20 protein-coding genes are annotated in these 17,530 nt (G+C 38.5%); 17 read left to right on the forward strand and 3 right to left on the reverse strand.

The window, feature by feature from the left end; all coding sequences use genetic code 11:
- Positions 1–17 precede the first annotated feature (17 nt).
- Both AN395_RS01845 and AN395_RS01850 read right to left on the reverse strand, forming a co-directional pair.
- Positions 18–1,061 carry a metal-dependent hydrolase gene (locus AN395_RS01845; RefSeq protein ID WP_054981877.1) on the reverse strand — a complete coding sequence of 348 codons (1,044 nt, stop codon included), beginning with the start codon at positions 1,059–1,061 and terminating at the stop codon, positions 18–20.
- A 250-nt stretch (positions 1,062–1,311) separates the two neighbouring features.
- Entirely contained in the window at positions 1,312–2,199 is an 888-nt protein-coding gene (locus tag AN395_RS01850) for a LysR family transcriptional regulator (protein ID WP_054981878.1), read from the reverse strand.
- 114 nt (positions 2,200–2,313) lie between these two features.
- On the opposite strand from AN395_RS01850, the gene AN395_RS01855 reads away from it, so the two are divergent.
- From AN395_RS01855 to AN395_RS01865, 3 genes are all read left to right on the forward strand, one after another.
- Entirely contained in the window at positions 2,314–3,486 is a 1,173-nt protein-coding gene (locus AN395_RS01855; RefSeq protein ID WP_054981879.1) for an MFS transporter, read from the forward strand.
- A gap of 154 nt (positions 3,487–3,640) precedes the next feature.
- On the forward strand, positions 3,641–4,456 hold the full coding sequence (gene dkgB / locus AN395_RS01860; protein WP_004586484.1) for a 2,5-didehydrogluconate reductase DkgB: 816 nt from the start codon (positions 3,641–3,643) through the stop codon (positions 4,454–4,456).
- 65 nt (positions 4,457–4,521) lie between these two features.
- Complete coding sequence (locus AN395_RS01865) at positions 4,522–4,809, forward strand: putative quinol monooxygenase (protein ID WP_004586483.1); 288 nt, start codon at positions 4,522–4,524, stop codon at positions 4,807–4,809.
- A 117-nt stretch (positions 4,810–4,926) separates the two neighbouring features.
- Here the strand turns inward: AN395_RS01865 and AN395_RS01870 are convergent, their stop codons facing one another.
- Positions 4,927–5,580, reverse strand: coding sequence for a DUF6058 family natural product biosynthesis protein (locus AN395_RS01870; protein WP_054982112.1), 654 nt, complete (start codon positions 5,578–5,580; stop codon positions 4,927–4,929).
- A gap of 172 nt (positions 5,581–5,752) precedes the next feature.
- Here AN395_RS01870 and dapA point away from each other — a divergent pair, with 172 nt between their 5' ends.
- The 14 genes from dapA (at position 5,753) to AN395_RS01940 (ending at position 17,530) form a co-directional block, all read left to right on the forward strand.
- Complete coding sequence (dapA, locus tag AN395_RS01875) at positions 5,753–6,670, forward strand: 4-hydroxy-tetrahydrodipicolinate synthase (RefSeq protein WP_054981880.1); 918 nt, start codon at positions 5,753–5,755, stop codon at positions 6,668–6,670.
- A gap of 119 nt (positions 6,671–6,789) precedes the next feature.
- Complete coding sequence (locus tag AN395_RS01880; protein ID WP_095206597.1) at positions 6,790–7,485, forward strand: beta-ketoacyl synthase chain length factor; 696 nt, start codon at positions 6,790–6,792, stop codon at positions 7,483–7,485.
- Complete coding sequence (locus AN395_RS01885; RefSeq protein ID WP_054981881.1) at positions 7,478–8,263, forward strand: 1-acyl-sn-glycerol-3-phosphate acyltransferase; 786 nt, start codon at positions 7,478–7,480, stop codon at positions 8,261–8,263. The genes AN395_RS01880 and AN395_RS01885 overlap by 8 nt, the downstream gene beginning before the upstream one ends.
- Positions 8,260–8,517, forward strand: a complete 258-nt coding sequence (locus AN395_RS01890; RefSeq protein ID WP_004586478.1) for a phosphopantetheine-binding protein — start codon at positions 8,260–8,262, stop codon at positions 8,515–8,517. Before AN395_RS01885 ends, AN395_RS01890 begins: the two co-directional genes overlap by 4 nt.
- Before the next feature lie 22 nt (positions 8,518–8,539).
- On the forward strand, positions 8,540–8,785 hold the full coding sequence (locus tag AN395_RS01895; protein ID WP_004586477.1) for an acyl carrier protein: 246 nt from the start codon (positions 8,540–8,542) through the stop codon (positions 8,783–8,785).
- A 164-nt stretch (positions 8,786–8,949) separates the two neighbouring features.
- The gene (locus AN395_RS01900) at positions 8,950–9,354 is read left to right on the forward strand and encodes a hypothetical protein (protein WP_235576537.1); all 405 of its coding nucleotides are present in this window, start codon (positions 8,950–8,952) and stop codon (positions 9,352–9,354) included.
- Complete coding sequence (locus AN395_RS01905; protein ID WP_095206598.1) at positions 9,341–10,711, forward strand: AMP-binding protein; 1,371 nt, start codon at positions 9,341–9,343, stop codon at positions 10,709–10,711. The genes AN395_RS01900 and AN395_RS01905 overlap by 14 nt, the downstream gene beginning before the upstream one ends.
- Positions 10,695–11,060, forward strand: a complete 366-nt coding sequence (locus AN395_RS01910; protein ID WP_029771994.1) for a hypothetical protein — start codon at positions 10,695–10,697, stop codon at positions 11,058–11,060. Before AN395_RS01905 ends, AN395_RS01910 begins: the two co-directional genes overlap by 17 nt.
- Positions 11,053–11,802 (forward strand): glycosyltransferase family 2 protein, encoded by a 750-nt coding sequence (locus AN395_RS01915; RefSeq protein WP_004586473.1) that lies wholly within the window; start codon positions 11,053–11,055, stop codon positions 11,800–11,802. Before AN395_RS01910 ends, AN395_RS01915 begins: the two co-directional genes overlap by 8 nt.
- Entirely contained in the window at positions 11,792–12,751 is a 960-nt protein-coding gene (locus AN395_RS01920; RefSeq protein ID WP_029771996.1) for an acyltransferase, read from the forward strand. Before AN395_RS01915 ends, AN395_RS01920 begins: the two co-directional genes overlap by 11 nt.
- A complete protein-coding gene (gene hutH / locus AN395_RS01925; RefSeq protein ID WP_054981884.1) occupies positions 12,735–14,297 on the forward strand; it encodes an aromatic amino acid ammonia-lyase in 1,563 nt (520 codons plus the stop codon). The genes AN395_RS01920 and hutH overlap by 17 nt, the downstream gene beginning before the upstream one ends.
- On the forward strand, positions 14,290–14,718 hold the full coding sequence (locus tag AN395_RS01930) for a thioesterase family protein (protein ID WP_054981885.1): 429 nt from the start codon (positions 14,290–14,292) through the stop codon (positions 14,716–14,718). Before hutH ends, AN395_RS01930 begins: the two co-directional genes overlap by 8 nt.
- 14 nt (positions 14,719–14,732) lie before the next feature.
- Positions 14,733–15,254 carry an outer membrane lipoprotein carrier protein LolA gene (locus tag AN395_RS01935; protein WP_054981886.1) on the forward strand — a complete coding sequence of 174 codons (522 nt, stop codon included), beginning with the start codon at positions 14,733–14,735 and terminating at the stop codon, positions 15,252–15,254.
- 29 nt (positions 15,255–15,283) lie between these two features.
- Positions 15,284–17,530 carry a hypothetical protein gene (locus AN395_RS01940; protein ID WP_054981887.1) on the forward strand — a complete coding sequence of 749 codons (2,247 nt, stop codon included), beginning with the start codon at positions 15,284–15,286 and terminating at the stop codon, positions 17,528–17,530.

A 17,530-nucleotide genomic window follows, 5' to 3' on the forward strand; every position in this document is an offset into this window, starting at 1 on the left:
CAATTATAATCAGAGTGTTAAGGCGTTTTCATACAGTTTTTGTCTGCATAGGGCGGGGCTAAACTGACATCAGGGTTCCAAATTCTACCCCACACTTTACTTAGGCTACTTAAATTTGAGCGCTGATTTAGTTTTTCAAAGTTGCTTACCTGCACTCCTTTGTTAGTTTTTTCGCCAACTGCAAAATTAAATACGTAATAACACTCCATCCCCATACGTAAGTCAGCTAAAACAATTTTATTTTGCTGCTCTTTCACGCTATAAAAACCTTTAGTAAACCACTGCAAACGTTTTATGCCCCATTCATTTTTAATATCGTTTAGCAAAGCGGGGCTTGTGTTATAGCGGTTTATTGTAACCTCTTCAGGGGAGTCAAATACCGAGGCATAACTTATGTAATATTGCCCATCAGACATCGCTACAACTCGCCATAGCAAGGTCGTAAGTGGGGCGGGGGTGCTTACATAGTTATTAATGTGTATGTGTTTATGTGCAAACGCGGCGTCTATTTTATTGTTAATTATTACTTTTAAAATAAGAGAGCTACATAAATAAAGGCTACTGAGCACAAGCATAGCGGCGTTAATTTTATAAATGCGCGGTGTATGTATTTTAGGTATTAAAGTGCACAGAAAGGCCAACAATAACGGCAGGGTGTACAGGGGATCGATTATAAATATATTTGAAATAGCAAAAGGGTGCTCGCTAAGCGGCCAGATTAATTGCGTACCATATACTGTAAAGCTATCGAGTAATGCATGGGTCGATAAACATAAAAATACCAGCCAAAACCAGCGGGCTTTATGTATTTGCATACCGGAGTGTATTTTTAAAATAAGCCAAACAATAAGGGGACTAATTAATAAGTGCACAATAAACGAATGGCTAAAACCGCGATGATAAGTAAATGCCTCCACTGGCCCGCCATAAGGAATAAAAACATCTAAGTCGGGTAAAGTACCTAAAGCAGCACCCCATAAAGCGGCTTTTCGGCCAATTTTATTACCTAATACGGCGTAACCTACTGCGCTACCTAAAACTACCTGCGTTAACGAGTCCATTTTATTCCTTTTTATTTAGGGTGTTAGTTGTGCTGCCCTTGGGCTTAAAACCAATCCACAATAATACTTAATCATATTGCGGGGCTAAACGTGTCGCTACCAGCGTTAAAAAATTTTAATTTACGATTATAAGGATGCAGGAGCAATTGCTGAGAACAACGAAATAGCCAATTTTTTGCTTAGCTATCAACACGTTTTTTCGAGCCTCAATATAGATTACTTAATTAAGCGTTTGGTATAAAAACGTCACTTACAATTTCAGCAGTGGTTTTATAAAATCTAAAAAAGCCATTATACGCGACGATACAGCACTGTTTTTGTAATACACCGCTTGCACAATTTCGCGGTTGTTTGGCGTGCTGATACTCCCTGGCAGTATTTCTATTAACTTGCCTGATTTTAAATCATCACCAATCATAAAGTGCGAAAGCAGCGCCACCCCTTGGTTTGCCAAGCATAGCTGGCGTACAGTTTCGCCGCTACTGGCGGTTAAGCCAAAATTTAAAGCTATGGGCGACTTTAGCGGCCAGTTATTAAGTTTAGGCGAGTCGGTAAAACCAATGAGTTTATGCTGGGTTAAGTCGCTGGTGTATGAAATCGTCGGTGTATGTTTAAGGTAACTAGGGCTTGCAACTAAATGCAATTTACTTACGCCGAGCTTTTTTGCATGTAGGTTAGAGTCTTTTAACTCGCCTATACGAATTGCTAAGTCGGTTTTATGTTCGAGCAAATCTATAATGCTGTCGTGGGAGGTTATATCAAGCGTAATGTGGGGGTATTGCGTATTAAATTCAGCAATTAAAGGTACCAATTGGTGCAGTACAAAGGGGCTTGCTGCATCAATACGTAATTTTCCACTAGGGGCTTGTTTTAAAAGCTTTATTGCTTCTTCGCCGGTTTGTAAGGTGTTTAAGCCATCGCGAGCATATTTGATAAAGGTATGACCCTCTTCGGTTAGCTCTAATCGGCGAGTGGTCCTATTTAGTAATGTACATTGTAACGTGTTTTCAAGGCGAGACACGGCCCGCGACACTTTTGCTACTTGCTGATCAAGCAAATTAGCTGCTGCTGAAAAACTTCCGCTATCTACTACCGTTAAAAACATTTCTAAGTCTTCGGTTTTTGCATGCTGAGCCATACGTGAGCACCTTACTTTTGCATTAATAACAAAAGTATTTTGTCACTAATGCTATTTTTTGCAAACACATTTTTAGTCAAACTGTAAGTCTTAACTAATAATGAGGATTTAATTATGCCATTGGCTTTGTGGGCGCTCACCTTAAGCGCATTTGCAATAGGAACAACCGAGTTCGTAATAGTGGGATTAGTGCCTACTATTGCAAACGATTTAGGCGTAAGCCTACCTTCAGCGGGTTTGCTAGTTAGTTTATATGCAGTAGGGGTTGCCATTGGTGCACCACTACTGACCGCACTAACTGGGCGTTGGAACCGTAAAATTGTACTAATAAGCTTAATGGGCTTATTTGTTTTAGGTAACTTACTTGCATGGCAAGCGCCTAGTTACGAAACATTAATACTAGCGCGTATTTTAACAGGCTTGGCTCACGGGGTATTTTTCTCAATTGGCTCAATGATTGCCACAAGCTTAGTAAGTAAAGATAAAGAAGCCAGTGCTATTGCTATTATGTTTACCGGACTTACTGTAGCGCTAGTGACGGGTGTGCCACTAGGCACTTGGATTGGCCAACACTTTGGCTGGCGAGCAACGTTTTTAGTGGTGTCGGTACTGGGTTTAATCGCTTTAATTGGCAGCGCTATTTTAGTACCAAAAAACTTAAAACAGTCTATTCCGGCAACGTTTAAAGAGCAGCTTCAGGTTATTGTTAAGCCGCGCTTATTACTCGTATATTTAATGACAATTTTAGGTTACGGCGGCACGTTCACTGCGTTTACTTACTTAGCACCTATTTTAGAGCAAGAAACAGGTTTTGCTCCTTCAGCGATTGGTTTAATTATGCTGGTTTACGGTGTATCGGTAGCCATTGGTAATATTTGGGGCGGAAAACTGGCTGATAAACGCGGCCCAATTAGCGCACTGAGTATTATATTTAGCGCGCTGACAATTATTTTATTGGCTTTTACTTTTACGATGGAGTCAAAAGTAGCGGCCGTACTGACTATTCTAGTTTGGGGTGCATTTGCGTTTGGTAACGTACCAGGCTTACAGCTTTATGTCGTAAAACAGGCGCAAAAGCATACTCCTAATGCGGTAGATGTCGCATCGGGCTTAAACATAGCAGCGTTTAATATTGGTATAGCACTGGGCTCAATTATTGGTGGCAGTGTAGTAGAGGGCATGTCACTTCAAGATACCGCTTGGATTGGCGCAGCAATTTGTGCTCTAGCATTAGTAGTAACTCGTTACAGTGGCATGCTTGATAAGCGAGAAGTGAAACAAGCATAAAGTATTCTGCTAAGGTTGAAACTTAAATTTATGACCTCATTACCTGTATTGAGGTCATAATTTTTAGGTGACAACACAAAAGAAGTAAAAGGTGTATTTCGTAAAACTTTAAACAGTTTGTATTTTTAACCGATTATTTTATAAGGATAGAGCCATGACACAACGTGTAATAGAAATGCCAGATTTAGGCATGGGAACATTCCGTTTAGAAGGCGATACCGCCTACAATTCAGTAAAAATGGCGTTAGAAGTGGGGTTTCGTCATATTGATACTGCGCAAATTTATGGTAACGAAGAGCAAGTAGGCCAAGCCATAAAAGATAGTAACATTCCGCGCAGCGAAATATTTTTAACCACCAAAGTGTGGAACAACAAGCTTAACAAAACTGACTTTATTGCCAGCGTTGAAAAGTCACTTGAGAAATTACAAGTAGACTCTGTCGATCTACTGCTTATTCATTGGCCTGCGCCTTCAAATGATGAGCCAATGAGTGAGTACCTAACGGAGCTTTTAAAAGCTAAGCAGCTTGGTTTAACAAAACATATTGGCGTATCTAATTTTACTATTGCCAACTTAAACGAAGCAATGCAAACACTTGATTCGCGTGAAATATTTACTAACCAAGTTGAGGTGCATCCGTATTTAACCAATACTAAGCTACGCGCTTTTTGTGCCCAGCACGATATTCACGTTACAGCGTATATGCCATTTGTAGTTGGTAAAGTACTAAAAGATCAAACTATTATTGATATTGCTAATAAGCATGAGGCATCACCAGCGCAAGTAGTTATTGCATGGATTAATGCCAACGGCATGACCACTATTCCATCGTCAACTAAGCGTAAAAACTTAGAAGATAACTTTAATGACCATGTTAAATTAGACGCTGAAGACATTGCTCGTATTGACGGACTTGATTGTGGCGACCGCCAAGCAACGCCTGATTTTGCGCCGCAGTGGGATCAGTAATAAAATACGCAAAACAACATTAGGTGTAGCAAAGCTGCACCTTTATTTTTTTAAAAGGACTCCGTATGTTAACGGTAATTGCCACTATAGCGAGCAAAAATATCGACGCAGAGGTTGTTTTAACTGCGCTCGAAAATCTGCAAAAGTATTCACGTCAAGAAGTGGGTTGTTTGCGTTACGAGTTGTCGGTTAAACGAGACTCAGACAATACCGAGTACCTTGTAAGTGAGCAGTGGGCGTCGCAAGAACACTTTGAAGCTCATAAACAAGAGCCTCACTACAAAGCATTTGGTACCCAAGTTACCGGGCTTGTAACAAGCAGTAATATTGATGTGTACAACACCATCGGCTAGTAAAAAGCACTCTTAATATTGGTTAATGAGTAAAATACAGTGGCGGCGTAAGCATACATCGCCATTTGCGTTACTTAGTCTTTTAAATACCCACCTCGTATTAAAACCTCAGCCATTTTATTTAATCGATAAATCGTACTTTAAAATAAGTGCATCTATGTAACGGGCACGTAATGTGTGTTGTTTTTCGTGATCGGCGCCGTGGCCTAATGCTTTATTGAGTAATTTCATCGCGGGGTGAAGCTGCGTACGCTCTTGTTGATTTAAACTTCCTTTAGTGCGCAATTCAGTAATATCGTCTACCAGCAAGCGGCCTATATCCACACATACTATTTCGTCAATTAAACCGTTTTGTGTCAGTACGCCGTATTTGCTGCATAAAAATTGTTGCCACACTTGCTGTAAATGCTCGTCTATTTCGCAGCCAAATATTTCTTCATTAAAAATAAAACCTTGCTGGGCAAGTATACTCAGGCTTGCCGTGTACTGCTGCGCAAAGTAATTAAAGGCATTGCTTGAGGATTCAATTTTTTGTTTTATTAGCCCTTGCCCCCAATTTACACAGCCGCGCGGGTAATAGTCATCGTACTCTTCACATTCATACAAACCAGAGTACGAGCTGCAACTTAATTGGCTTTTTATACAATAACTTGGTTTAGGAAAAATACTTTGCTGCTGCCATGTATCTAGTTGCTCGGCATCAATATTTAAAGCATGGCAAAGCTCATCGGTGTTATAAAAATGAGTGGCTAAGTAGTCAGATAAACGCATAATGGCTCGCTTAAAATTAAAAATATAAATACTGTTTAAATGTACAGTGTTTATATTTTGTATTATCAAACTAAATAACACAAGCCATTTTACGTTTATTATTCGCTTAGGCCTGCAAAAATGCGTGCAAGTATGTTACAAATAGCGCAAGTTTTATAAATAATGAATTTTTATGCGCACCCTAGAACAAATTAAACAAGCAAGCTTAATTACCGCCATTAAAACCCCATACTTAGCCAATGGTGAAATAGATTTAGCAAAGTACGATGAACTCGTTGAAATACAAATTGCAGCGGGTGTAGATGGCATTGTGGTTGGTGGTACAACCGGCGAAGGCCAGCTAATGAACTGGGAAGAGCATTTAATGCTTATCGCGCACAGTGCAAATAAATATGGCGATAAGCTGGTGATTGTAGGGAATACGGGTAGCAATAATACCCGCGAAGCTATTAAAGCCACTAAGTATGGCTTTGCAAGTGGTATGCATGCCGCGCTGCAAATTAACCCATACTATGGCCGCACCTCTATTGCCGGTGTTAACGAGCACTTTAAACGTGTACTCGATATAGGCCCTGCGTTTATTTACAACGTAGCAGGGCGCACAGGGCAAGATTTAACCCCTGATATTATTGAGCCATTAGCAAAACACCCTAATTTAATTGGTGTAAAAGAATGTGGTGGTAACGAGCGTATTGCTCATTACGAACAGCAAGGCATTGCGTGTTGGTCAGGTAACGATGACGAAGCACACGATGCACGTCACACGCACAATGCACACGGTGTTATATCGGTCACATCTAATCTTATACCAGAGTTGTTCCGCCAGTTAATGGATACTAAAAATGATGCGTTAAATACCTCATTACAACCTTTAATGAACTGGCTATTCTGCGAGCCAAACCCGATTGCAATAAACACCGCAATGATGATGACAGGCGCGGTAAATCCCGTATTTAGATTACCGTATGTGCCACTGAGCGATGAGCAACAAGCACAAGGCGAGGCCTTAATAAACGAGCTTAACGTTGATGATATTGTGGGCAATAAAGCTAAGTGTATAAAACAAAGTGATATTGCTTTGCTTTCTTAGGTTATATGAGCCAGCGCTGAACAGTTAGTAAGTGCTGGCATTTATTTAATGAATATTTTACTTTTATTGCTAATATCGGTAAAATTCTCGCCCCCTTACTTACTAAATAACGTTTATTTGTGAAATTTGTTGTTGAACAACTCGCTACATGGATTAAGCCTGAACAGCGACAAAGCCCCTCTGAAAATTGGTACGACTCATCACCAATTACATTAAGTTGGGTACCTGCAATGCAGCGCAGAAGAATGACACCATTTGTAAAAATGGTTTTACATACTGCGCACCAGGTTACAAATGATAAAGGGTATGAAAACATGCCTGTTATTTTTTCATCACGCCATGGCGATTTCCATAAAACAGCTAATTTATTAGGAGAGCTTGGTGAGAAACAACCTCTATCTCCGACAGGCTTTGGTTTAAGTGTGCACAACGCTGCGATTGGTATGTATAGCATTATTAGCGGTAACACCCAACCTATGAACGCTATCGCAGCGGGTAAGGATAGCTTTGCTTGCGCTTTGATTGAAGCATATATAAAGTTGGTTGAGTATAAACAACCACATATATTACTTGTGCATACAGATGAGTCACTCCCAGAGCCGTATACAACATTTGTTGATGAGGCACAAATAACACATTCTATTGCGTTAGTTATACGTTTAGCTACAGAAAAAGAAGCTCATTTTAGTTTAACTAAACAAGCCACTAACAATAGCGAACAAACAACTACTCCTTTAAGTTTAGAGCTTGCTAAAGCAATGTTTAACAAACAAAGCGCCAGTGCTAATGGTTGGTTGTTAACACACTATGCTTAATACAATAATAAGAGTAATAGGCCTTGTTTGGCGCATTATAGCCACTGGCCTTTGTTTTAGTGTATTTGGTTTGGGTGGGCTATTTTTAGCCTTACTACTATTCCCCGTTCAACGTTTATTTCAACGCTGTCCTGTAAAGCAAAAAGAAAATGCGCGTACGGTAGTGCATTATAGCTTTAAATTTTTTGTCGCTTTAATGCATTATACTGGCGCTATCCGTTTTCATATTAAAGATAAAGCCCATTTAGCTAATTTGAAAGGCGAGCTTGTTTTGGCTAATCACCCATCACTTATTGATGTTGTGGTACTTATATCGGTTATTAAAAATGTTGATTGCGTTGTAAAAGCACACCTTTTTAAAAACCCTTTTATGCGTGGTGTGATAAAAAGTACAGGTTATATAAGCAATGAAGACCCGCAAGAATTATTAAAAGAATGCGAGCAAACACTAAAAAGAGGGAATAACTTAATTGTTTTTCCTGAGGGAACACGTTCAGTACCTCATAATTCGCTTAAATTTAAAAGAGGGGCTGCAAATATAGCCCTTAGATGTCATGCCCCTATAACCACCGTATTGATTAAAATGAAACCTAATACGTTAACTAAAGGGACGCCTTGGTACAAAGTAGCCCCATACCAAGCGCATTTTTCTATGCAACTAGCACCACATTCTTTCAAAAGCGATATTATTTATACAAGCGACGTACCTGCAATACAGTCCCGCCAGCTTACGAAAGGCTTACAACAATACTTTACAAAAGAGCTTAGCTATATATGAGTGAATTAAAACAACAAATTAAACAATTGATTATTTCGAGCCTAGATCTTGAAGATATGACCACTGCCGATATAAAAGACGACGAGCCTTTATTTGTAGATGGTTTAGGGCTAGATAGCATTGATGCGCTAGAGCTCGGGCTTGCTATCAAAAAAGAATTCGACGTAAAAATTGATGCAAATTCAGAACAAACTAAAGCGCATTTTGCGAGTGTTAACTCTTTAGCGCAATTTATAGAACAATCACGTACTTAATTAACACACACTAGGAATAATAATGAAAACCGCTGCTGAAATTTATGATGTATTACACGGCATTTTAGAAAATGAATTTGAAATAGATGCTGAAGATATCTCTTTAGAAGCTAACCTGTACGAAGATTTAGACTTAGACAGTATTGACGCTGTAGATTTAGTTGTTAAGTTACGTGAAATTACAGGTAAGAAAATTGAGCCTGACGCATTTAAACAAGTTCGCACTGTGCAAGATGTTGTATCTGAAATAGAAAAGCTCGTTAAATAAGCATGTTTAAGGCATTTTTAACAGCGTTAATAATAATTTTTTTAACCTGTTACCCTTTCATTGTTTATATAGGGCTGACACGTTTCAACAGTTATTTAATCACTGTGATTTTATTAACACTGTTAATAATAAGGCTTTGGTTAAGCAAGCCTTTAATAGCTAAAATGCCATGGATAAAGCCAGCCTCATTACTTGGAATTTTAGCTATTGGCTTATCTAAAGCGATGGGCAGTGATTTTGGTATTCGGCTTTATCCGGTTATTGTAAATACTGTTATGTTTTTTGTTTTTGCTTACTCGCTTTATAAAGGTCCAAGTATCATAGAAACGTTTGCGCGTATCACTGAGCCAAAGCTTGATAAAAGAGCCATTTCGTACACTAAAAATGTAACTAAAATATGGTGCGTTTTTTTTGTTTTTAACGCCAGTATAGCGTTATACACCAGTGTGTTTACAAGTCTTGATGTGTGGGCATTTTATAACGGTTTTATTGCATACATTATTATGGGTGCTTTATTTGCAGTAGAGTGGTTAGTAAGGAAAAAAGTAAAAAGGAATGCAGGTGTTTAATACTTTAGATAACGCAAGCATAAATATTCGATTTAATCATAACGGCTCAGCGTTATCTGAGCGTCAATTTGTTAATGATATTAATCAAGTATTGGCTAAAATTCCGCAATCGCCTACTAAAGCATCGGCAGTGCTTTTCAACAGTAGTAGCTATGATTTTGCTGTAAACCTTTTTGCATTGGCGCATAAAGGCTGGACTATAATTTTACCGCCTAATGGTCAAAGCGAAACACTCAATGCGCTTTTAGAGCAAACCCCTTACTATTTGGGCGATAGTGATTTGGTCGAGCATGCGACTACGCCATTTGAAAATATTGGTAATTTAACAACGACACCTAACTACACACCGTTCAATAAAATTGCTTGGCCGAGTGAAGGTAACCTTGTTTTTTATACTTCTGGCTCTTCAGGTCAAGCTAAGCCTATTTTTAAATCGTGGCGAGTGCTTAATAAAGAGATAAAAACGCTCAACAGTACGTTTGCTTTAAAACGTAACCCTGTATTTATTGCCAGTGTTTCGCATCAGCATATTTACGGTTTGTTATTTAGAGTGTTATGGCCGCTTAGCAATAACCACATAATTGATACAGACTTGCTTAACTACCCCGAACATATTGCTACTAAACTTAAAACAATTACACAGGCCGTGTTTATATCCAGTCCGGCACAGCTAAAGCGGCTGCATCAAGATAACGTTTTAATAGAAGAAAAGTCACATTTACAGTGGGTTTTCTCATCCGGTGGGCCGCTTCAAAATGAAGACGCTGTCACTTTAAATAAACAGCTAAATAAACCCATTACTCAAGTATTTGGCAGCACCGAAACTGGCGGAATTGCATATCGTCAGGTTGTGTCTTTAGAGAACGTTAGTCATTGGCAACCATTTTTAGGGATCACATTACACAGTACCTCTGAACAACGATTAGTGTTAGATTCGCCTTTAGTTGAGCAAACAAACTATTTATTAGATGACCGAGGTACATTATTTAAAAATGGCCAATTTGAATTACTAGGTCGTTTTGACCGTATTATAAAGCTTGAAGAAAAACGCTTAAGCCTTGACGAACTAGAGCTACATTTATGCAAAAGTGAGTGGGTACAGGAAGCTAAAGTAATAATGCTAAATGGGAAACGTTTAGTATTAGGCGCTGTTATAGTGCTTACACAGAAAGGACAAGCATATTTAAATACAAATGGAAAGTTAGCGACAAATACGCTTTTAAAAACACATACATTGAATCGTTTTGAAGGGATCTGTACGCCTAAAAAATGGCGTTTTCTAAATCAATTACCCTACAACACGCAAGCTAAAATAAATTTAAAAGTATTGGAGTCTCTTTTTGTCAAAGCTGATTAACACAAAGCCTGAACTTGTTAACTGTGTATCGTCAACACAGAGTCATTGCCTAACGCTTTTTATACCGCCAAGTTTAGATTATTTTAAAGGTCACTTTAGTCAAGGCCCTATTTTAGCAGGTGTAGTGCAGCTCGATTGGGCCGTAGATGCCGTGCGAAAATACTTTAATGTTAAACGTGAAGTAAAAGATATTGAAGTGCTTAAGTTTCAGGTTGTTATTACCCCTGGTCTAACAATTAAATTAACTGTAGAAGAAAAGCCTGGCGGTAAGTATGGCTTTTCGTATCAATCAGATAAAGGCCAACACGCCTCAGGGCGTATAGTGTTTAAAAGTGATACAGATGAATAATTTTTGTATTGTTATACCTAATTTTAATCATGTAAGTGTTATAGATGAAGTACTTGCAACGTTAACTGAGTATACGCTGCCAATAATAATGGTTGATGATGCCAGTAGTGTGCAGGCTAAATCTCTTTTTGCTACTCTTGAGAAAAAATATGCCCACCTCACTCTTATATCGCATGAGCAAAATGAAGGCAAAGGCGGTGCGGTACAAACAGGTTTGCGCTGCGCGTATGAGCAAGGTTATAGCCATGCAATACAAGTAGATGCAGATGGACAACATAATTTATCAGATATCAAAAAGTTGATTGAGCTTTCAAACACACACCCACAGGCATTAATTAGTTGTTGCCCAGTGTATGATGAATCGGTTCCTAAGCACCGTTACTTAGCACGTTATTTAACCCATGTGTGGGTATGGATAGAAACGCTCAGCTTTAAAATTGTGGACTCAATGTGTGGTTTTAGAGTCTACCCTTTAAATGTGACTAATAAGCTTATAAGTGAGGTTAATCTCGGTAAGCGTATGGACTTTGATCCAGAAATACTGGTTAGGTTATATTGGCGCAACGTTCCATTTGTTTTTTTACCAAGCCAGGTTATTTACCCAGAAAATGGCTTGTCACACTTCCAGCCACTCCAAGATAATGTGCGTATTTCGTGGTTACATACGCGTTTATTTTTTGGCATGCTGCTTCGTTCACCTGTTTTACTATGGCATAAATATAAGAGACGTTATGGCCGTTAAACATTGGTCTAAAATGCAAGAGCGAGGTAACTTTTTAGGTATACAAATATTACTATTTGCCCATAAAGTACTTGGCCGTAAAGGGTTGTGGGTTATTTTGTTCCCGGTTGTTTGCTATTTGTTTATTACCGGTAAAGTTGCACGCGCGGCTTCTAAGCAGTTTTTAGTCCAAGTTAATAATTACAATAATGTTGAGCGTAAAGTAACTTTTAAACAACAGCTTATGCATTTTTGTAGTTTTGCCGATAGCGCCCTTGATAAAATTGATGGTTGGCTCGGTCGAATTTCAAAAAAGGATATCCAATATACTAATGAACAGCTGTTTATTGATTTAAATGAGCAACAGCAAGGGGCCATTTTTATTGGCTCTCACTTGGGTAACCTTGAGGTATGTAGAGCACTGAGCCAGCATCGCAGCAGTAAAAAAATTAATGTGCTTGTATTTACTCATCACGCTGTTGAATTTAATAAAATGCTTAAAAAAATTAACCCCGCGGTGTCGGTTAACTTAATTCAAGTGAGCGATATGGGGCCTGATCTAGCTATTTTATTAAAAGATAAAGTAGAGCAGGGTGAAATAGTCGTTATTGTTGGTGATAGAACAAGCGCTACAACGGGTGAGCGATCAACACGTGTTGAGTTTTTAGGTAAGCCAGCATCTTTTTCTCAAGGGCCTTTTATATTAGCTGCATTATTAGATTGCCCCGTTTACTTTTTATTTTGCTTAAAAGATAAAAAAACAAAAAAGTATCATGTGATTTTTGAACATTATAGCCAAACATTAAAAATACCCCGCTCACAAAGGCAAGGTCTATTAACCACTGTAATTACAGATTTTTCTGCACGTTTAGGCTTTTATGCCGCGCGGTATCCTTATCAGTGGTTTAATTTTTATGATTTTTGGCAAAACGATCAGCAAGTAGAACGCAGCAATGCAAAGGAGAAGTAGAGTGTCAGCTCAGGAAGTACAGCTTTTTGGAAACCAACAACTTTCTATTGAAGATATTGTTAATATTGCACATCAAAATACTCAGGTGCAATTAAGTGGCTGCGAGCAATTTAGCGCAAAAATTGATAGCGCGCTTAGCTTTTTAGACTCTCTACTCAAAGAAGATGGTGTGATTTATGGGGTAACTACAGGCTATGGTGACTCAGTCACGGTTCCTGTGCCACTTAACTTAGTTGATGAGCTGCCATTACATTTAACGCGCTTTCATGGCTGTGGACTAGGCGATGTGTTTAATAAAGTGCAAGGGCGTGCAATTTTAGCTACGCGCTTAGCATCACTTTCACAAGGCTATTCTGGCGTAAGCTGGGAAATGCTTAATCTTCTCAAAGACTATTTAAACCTTGATATAGTACCTGTTATTCCTCAAGAAGGCTCGGTAGGCGCTAGCGGTGATTTAACCCCACTGTCGTATGTAGCAGGTGCTATGGTTGGTGAACGTGATGTTTTTTACAAAGATAAAATACTTAACAGCGCACAGGTAATGCAAGCGGCTGGTTTAAAGCCTTTAACGCTTCGCCCAAAAGAGGGGCTTGCAGTTATGAATGGTACAGCTGTGATGACCGCACTGGCTTGTTTAGCGTTTGATAGAGCTAATTATTTAGCAAAACTTGCAAGTAGGATTACTGCATTGTCTAGCCTTGCTCTTAAAGGTAATAGTCATCATTTTGATGAAATTTTATTCTCTGTTAAGCCTCATCCTGGGCAGCAACAAGTTGCTAAATGGATACGAGATGATTTAAACCATCATGACCATCCTCGTAACGCTGATAGACTGCAAGATAGGTACTCTATTCGCTGCGCACCGCATGTTATTGGTGTATTGCAAGATAGTTTGCCATTTTTCAGGCAGATGATAGAAAACGAGCTTAATTCTGCAAACGATAACCCTATTATTGATGGCGAGGGTGAGCATGTACTTCATGGTGGCCATTTTTATGGCGGCCACATTGCAATGGCAATGGATAGTATGAAAACAGCGATTGCAAATCTGGCAGATTTAGCTGACAGGCAAATCGCTTCATTGGTCGATACTAAATTTAATAATGGATTACCATCAAATTTATCAGACAGTGAGGCTGAACGTCGTAACATAAATCATGGCTTTAAAGCCGTGCAAATAGGCGCCAGTGCCTATACTGCTGAAGCGCTTAAGTTAACGATGCCTGCAAGTGTATTTTCTCGCTCTACTGAGTGCCATAATCAAGATAAAGTAAGTATGGGGACTATTGCCTCACGTGATTGTTTGCGTATTTTACAGCTTACAGAGCAGGTTATTGCAAGTACGTTACTAGCAAGTATTCAAGGGGTGAGGCTGCGTATTAAACAAGGCGAACTTGAATTTTCAAGTTTAACTGCAGATATGCAAGCGATGTATACTGACATAACTCATTATTTCGAAAACCTAACTGAAGATAGGCCAATGGAAGCGGTACTTAGACAAACCATTAGTTATATTCAAGAAAAACGTTGGGCTTTATATGAATAGTAAAGGCGCTTTGCTAACTCATGAAGTGGAAATTGAAATTCCATTTCATGACTGCGATCCGATGAATGTAGTATGGCATGGTAATTACCCTCGCTACTTAGAGGTGGCTCGCTGTGAGTTACTGCGATTATTTGATTACGACTATCCTCAAATGATGGAGTCGGGTTATGCGTGGCCAATAGTGGATATGCAAATTAAGTACGTGGCATCCGCCATATTTACCCAAAAAATTAAAGTGACCGCGCATTTAAAAGAGTTCGAAAACCGATTAAAAATTGATTATATAATTACAGATGCCATAACGAATAAGCGTATTACTAAAGCGACTACCACTCAAGTTGCTGTTGAGATATCGACTAAAGAAATGCAGTTTGCCTCACCAGCAGTGATAGTTGATAAGCTTGCAAAAATACTTAGCTAATATTGGATGATGCTATGAATTATTTAAAAAATTGTGTATTTGTTAGTGCTCTTTATTTTGTTTTTTTTAGTGCCAGTTTATTAGCTGCTACGACAGTTTCGGGTGAATTTAAGCAATTAAAGCATTTTGCCGGCTTCTCTAAACCATTCATCTCTAAAGGGGAGTTTACACTTGAAGGGGAAAAGCTGCTTTGGTATGTAAAAACACCAGTGCAAAGTACATTACTAATCGAGAATGGCCAAGTATTTGTGAAAAATAAAGAGGGTGAGCTTACTCCTCAGCCTGGCAGCGAGCAGTTTGTAGGCTTATTAACTGACTTACTCGCATTAGATATGAAAGCCTTATATGCGCGTTTTGATGTAACAAATCAAACAGGCTGTTTATTATTAAAGCCAAAAGATACGCTATTAAAACAGCTGTTTAGCCATTTTATTCTTTGTGAAAATAACCAGCGTGTACAAAGTATAACCTTAAATGAGCACTCGGGTAGCAACACAGTAATAAAATTTTCTTATGCAAATACACCTAATAATTAATAAGTGTAAGTAACCTTCGGAAAAGTGATGTGATTAAACGTATTAGTGTACTTATTACATGGTTTGTTTTTTTAGCTGTTTTACTTTGTGCTGCTTTGTATATCACTAAGCCTGTATTAAATGCTGATATGTTTAGTTTATTACCAAAATCACATTCTCAATTGGCGTACGGCGAAGAGGTCTTTTTTAAAAAAAATGCAAACCGTATTATGTTTTCATTTACTGGTGATGGTAAAAACTTAGCACATGACGAGCTTAAATCATGGCTGTTAAAACGTGATATAAAAAATAGCTTTGAACTGCCAAGCATTGAGCAGTTATCTTCAGTGTTCTCTGCGTATCAACATGCGCTGCTCAGCGACAATTATAAAAATAGTATGGTTGATAAAGCACAGTTTGAGTTATTTTACCTTACTCAATTAAATCAATTAGGAAACCCTTTTGTAAGTGCCACCCTAAAAGCCGATATTAGTTTAAGTCTTGCTGCATTTATAGGCGATAATTTAAAACAAAGTCAGTTGTTCTCTTTAAAAAATGAGCGGTTAACGCGCCGTCTAAATCATACTGATTATGCTGTTATATTGGCTACCATTCCTAACAATAGCCTCCCAATTGATGAGTCTATTAAGCTTGCGAGCAGCATTAAAAATAAGCTTGAAAGTTTAAATGATACGTACCCACAGACCACTATTCGCTATTCAGGTGCTCTTTTTCATACAGCTGAAAACGCTCAGCAAGCTAAGTATGAAATGAGCTTATTTGGTGGCCTTAGTGTAATCGCATTACTTTTAATGGTGTTTTGGGTATTTAGGCAAGTCAGTAGCATTTTGCTTGCAAGCTTAACCGTACTTAGTGCACTGGCTGGTGGTGCTACGGCCATGGTATTTGTGTTTAATTCGATTCATTTGTTAACACTAGTTTTTGCTGTAACCCTAATTGGTATAGCTATTGATTATGCATTTCATGCGATGACTGATTTAGCGTATGGCAACAGTTTTTACCAAAGTAGTGGGTTAAGTAAAGGCACAAAAACAGCTTTGCTTTTATCTTTTATTACAACAGGCCTCGGCTATAGCTGTTTATTAGGTGCGCCAATTTCACTTTTATCGCAAGTAGCAGTGTTTGTAATTGCTGGGCTTGCGAGCGCCTGGTTATTCACATTAATTATATTACCTATCTGGCAATCTAAGCTTGTACTCTCTGAGCGAAGTTTGATTAAAAGTCAGCAGTTATTAGGTTTAATGGTGCGCTTTAACCGTTGTAAGCAATCGGTTTTACTCGTATTGGGGCTGGTGTTAATGTTTTTGTTTTATCTTAAACCCATTTCATTTAACAACGATGTACGTTTACTAAATGCAAGCCCACAGCAACTAATACTTAATGAGCAAAAGCATTTAACTTTAATGGGACAGTTAGATGCCCACATTGTATTTTTATTTGCATCAAATGCTGAACAACTACTGCAAAAGCAAGAGCGACTAATAGATGATTTAAAGCGTATTAACCCACATCTTAAACACAATGCTATTAAGCGTTGGTTACCTAGTAAGCGCACGCAAAAAAATAATTTAGCGCTCTTTAACGGGGCTGTTAAAAACGATGTGTTAATTATCACTGAAAAATATACAGGGATAAAAGTTGAGTCAGCTAACACAGAACTTTTGAGTTACGACGCTTTAGCAAATAGTCATTTTTCAGCACTTTTAAATGCACAAATGTTTGTTGAGCCTAATAAGGCTGTTACTTGGTTTTCTGTATCGGGAATATCCACGCACGCGTTAACTTCTAGCGTTAATGCTTATGAAGATGCGTTTATATATAACAAGCCTGAGCAAATCAGTAGCCTACTTGAAAACTACAGCCAGTATTTATTGCTTACATTGGGCGTGGCCATTGTTATTTGCTTTGTTTTATTTAGCTATAAATTTGGCCTTCGGATTGGCACTGTGCAGGTGATAACATTAAGTGCCAGCCTATTGACTATGCTTTGGGTATGTAATGCAGCGCAAGGAAGTATCTCAATTTTTAATCTGCTAGGTGGCTTACTCATTATTGGCCTAGCCATAGATTATTTAGTGTTTTACCAAATTAACAACTTAACGGCGGTAAATGTATTGGCCATTAGCTTGTCGGCCGCCTCTTCGATGTGTGTATTTGGTATGCTCGCCTTTTCAGATACCCCCGCCATTTTTAGTTTTGGCCTTACTGTTATGGTAGGGATTTTAGCCGTATATATTTTATCTCCATTAAGTGTATTAAAGTCTCAAAAGGAATAA

Source organism: Pseudoalteromonas sp. P1-30 (assembly GCF_001400005.1).
Lineage (GTDB): Bacteria > Pseudomonadota > Gammaproteobacteria > Enterobacterales > Alteromonadaceae > Pseudoalteromonas > Pseudoalteromonas atlantica.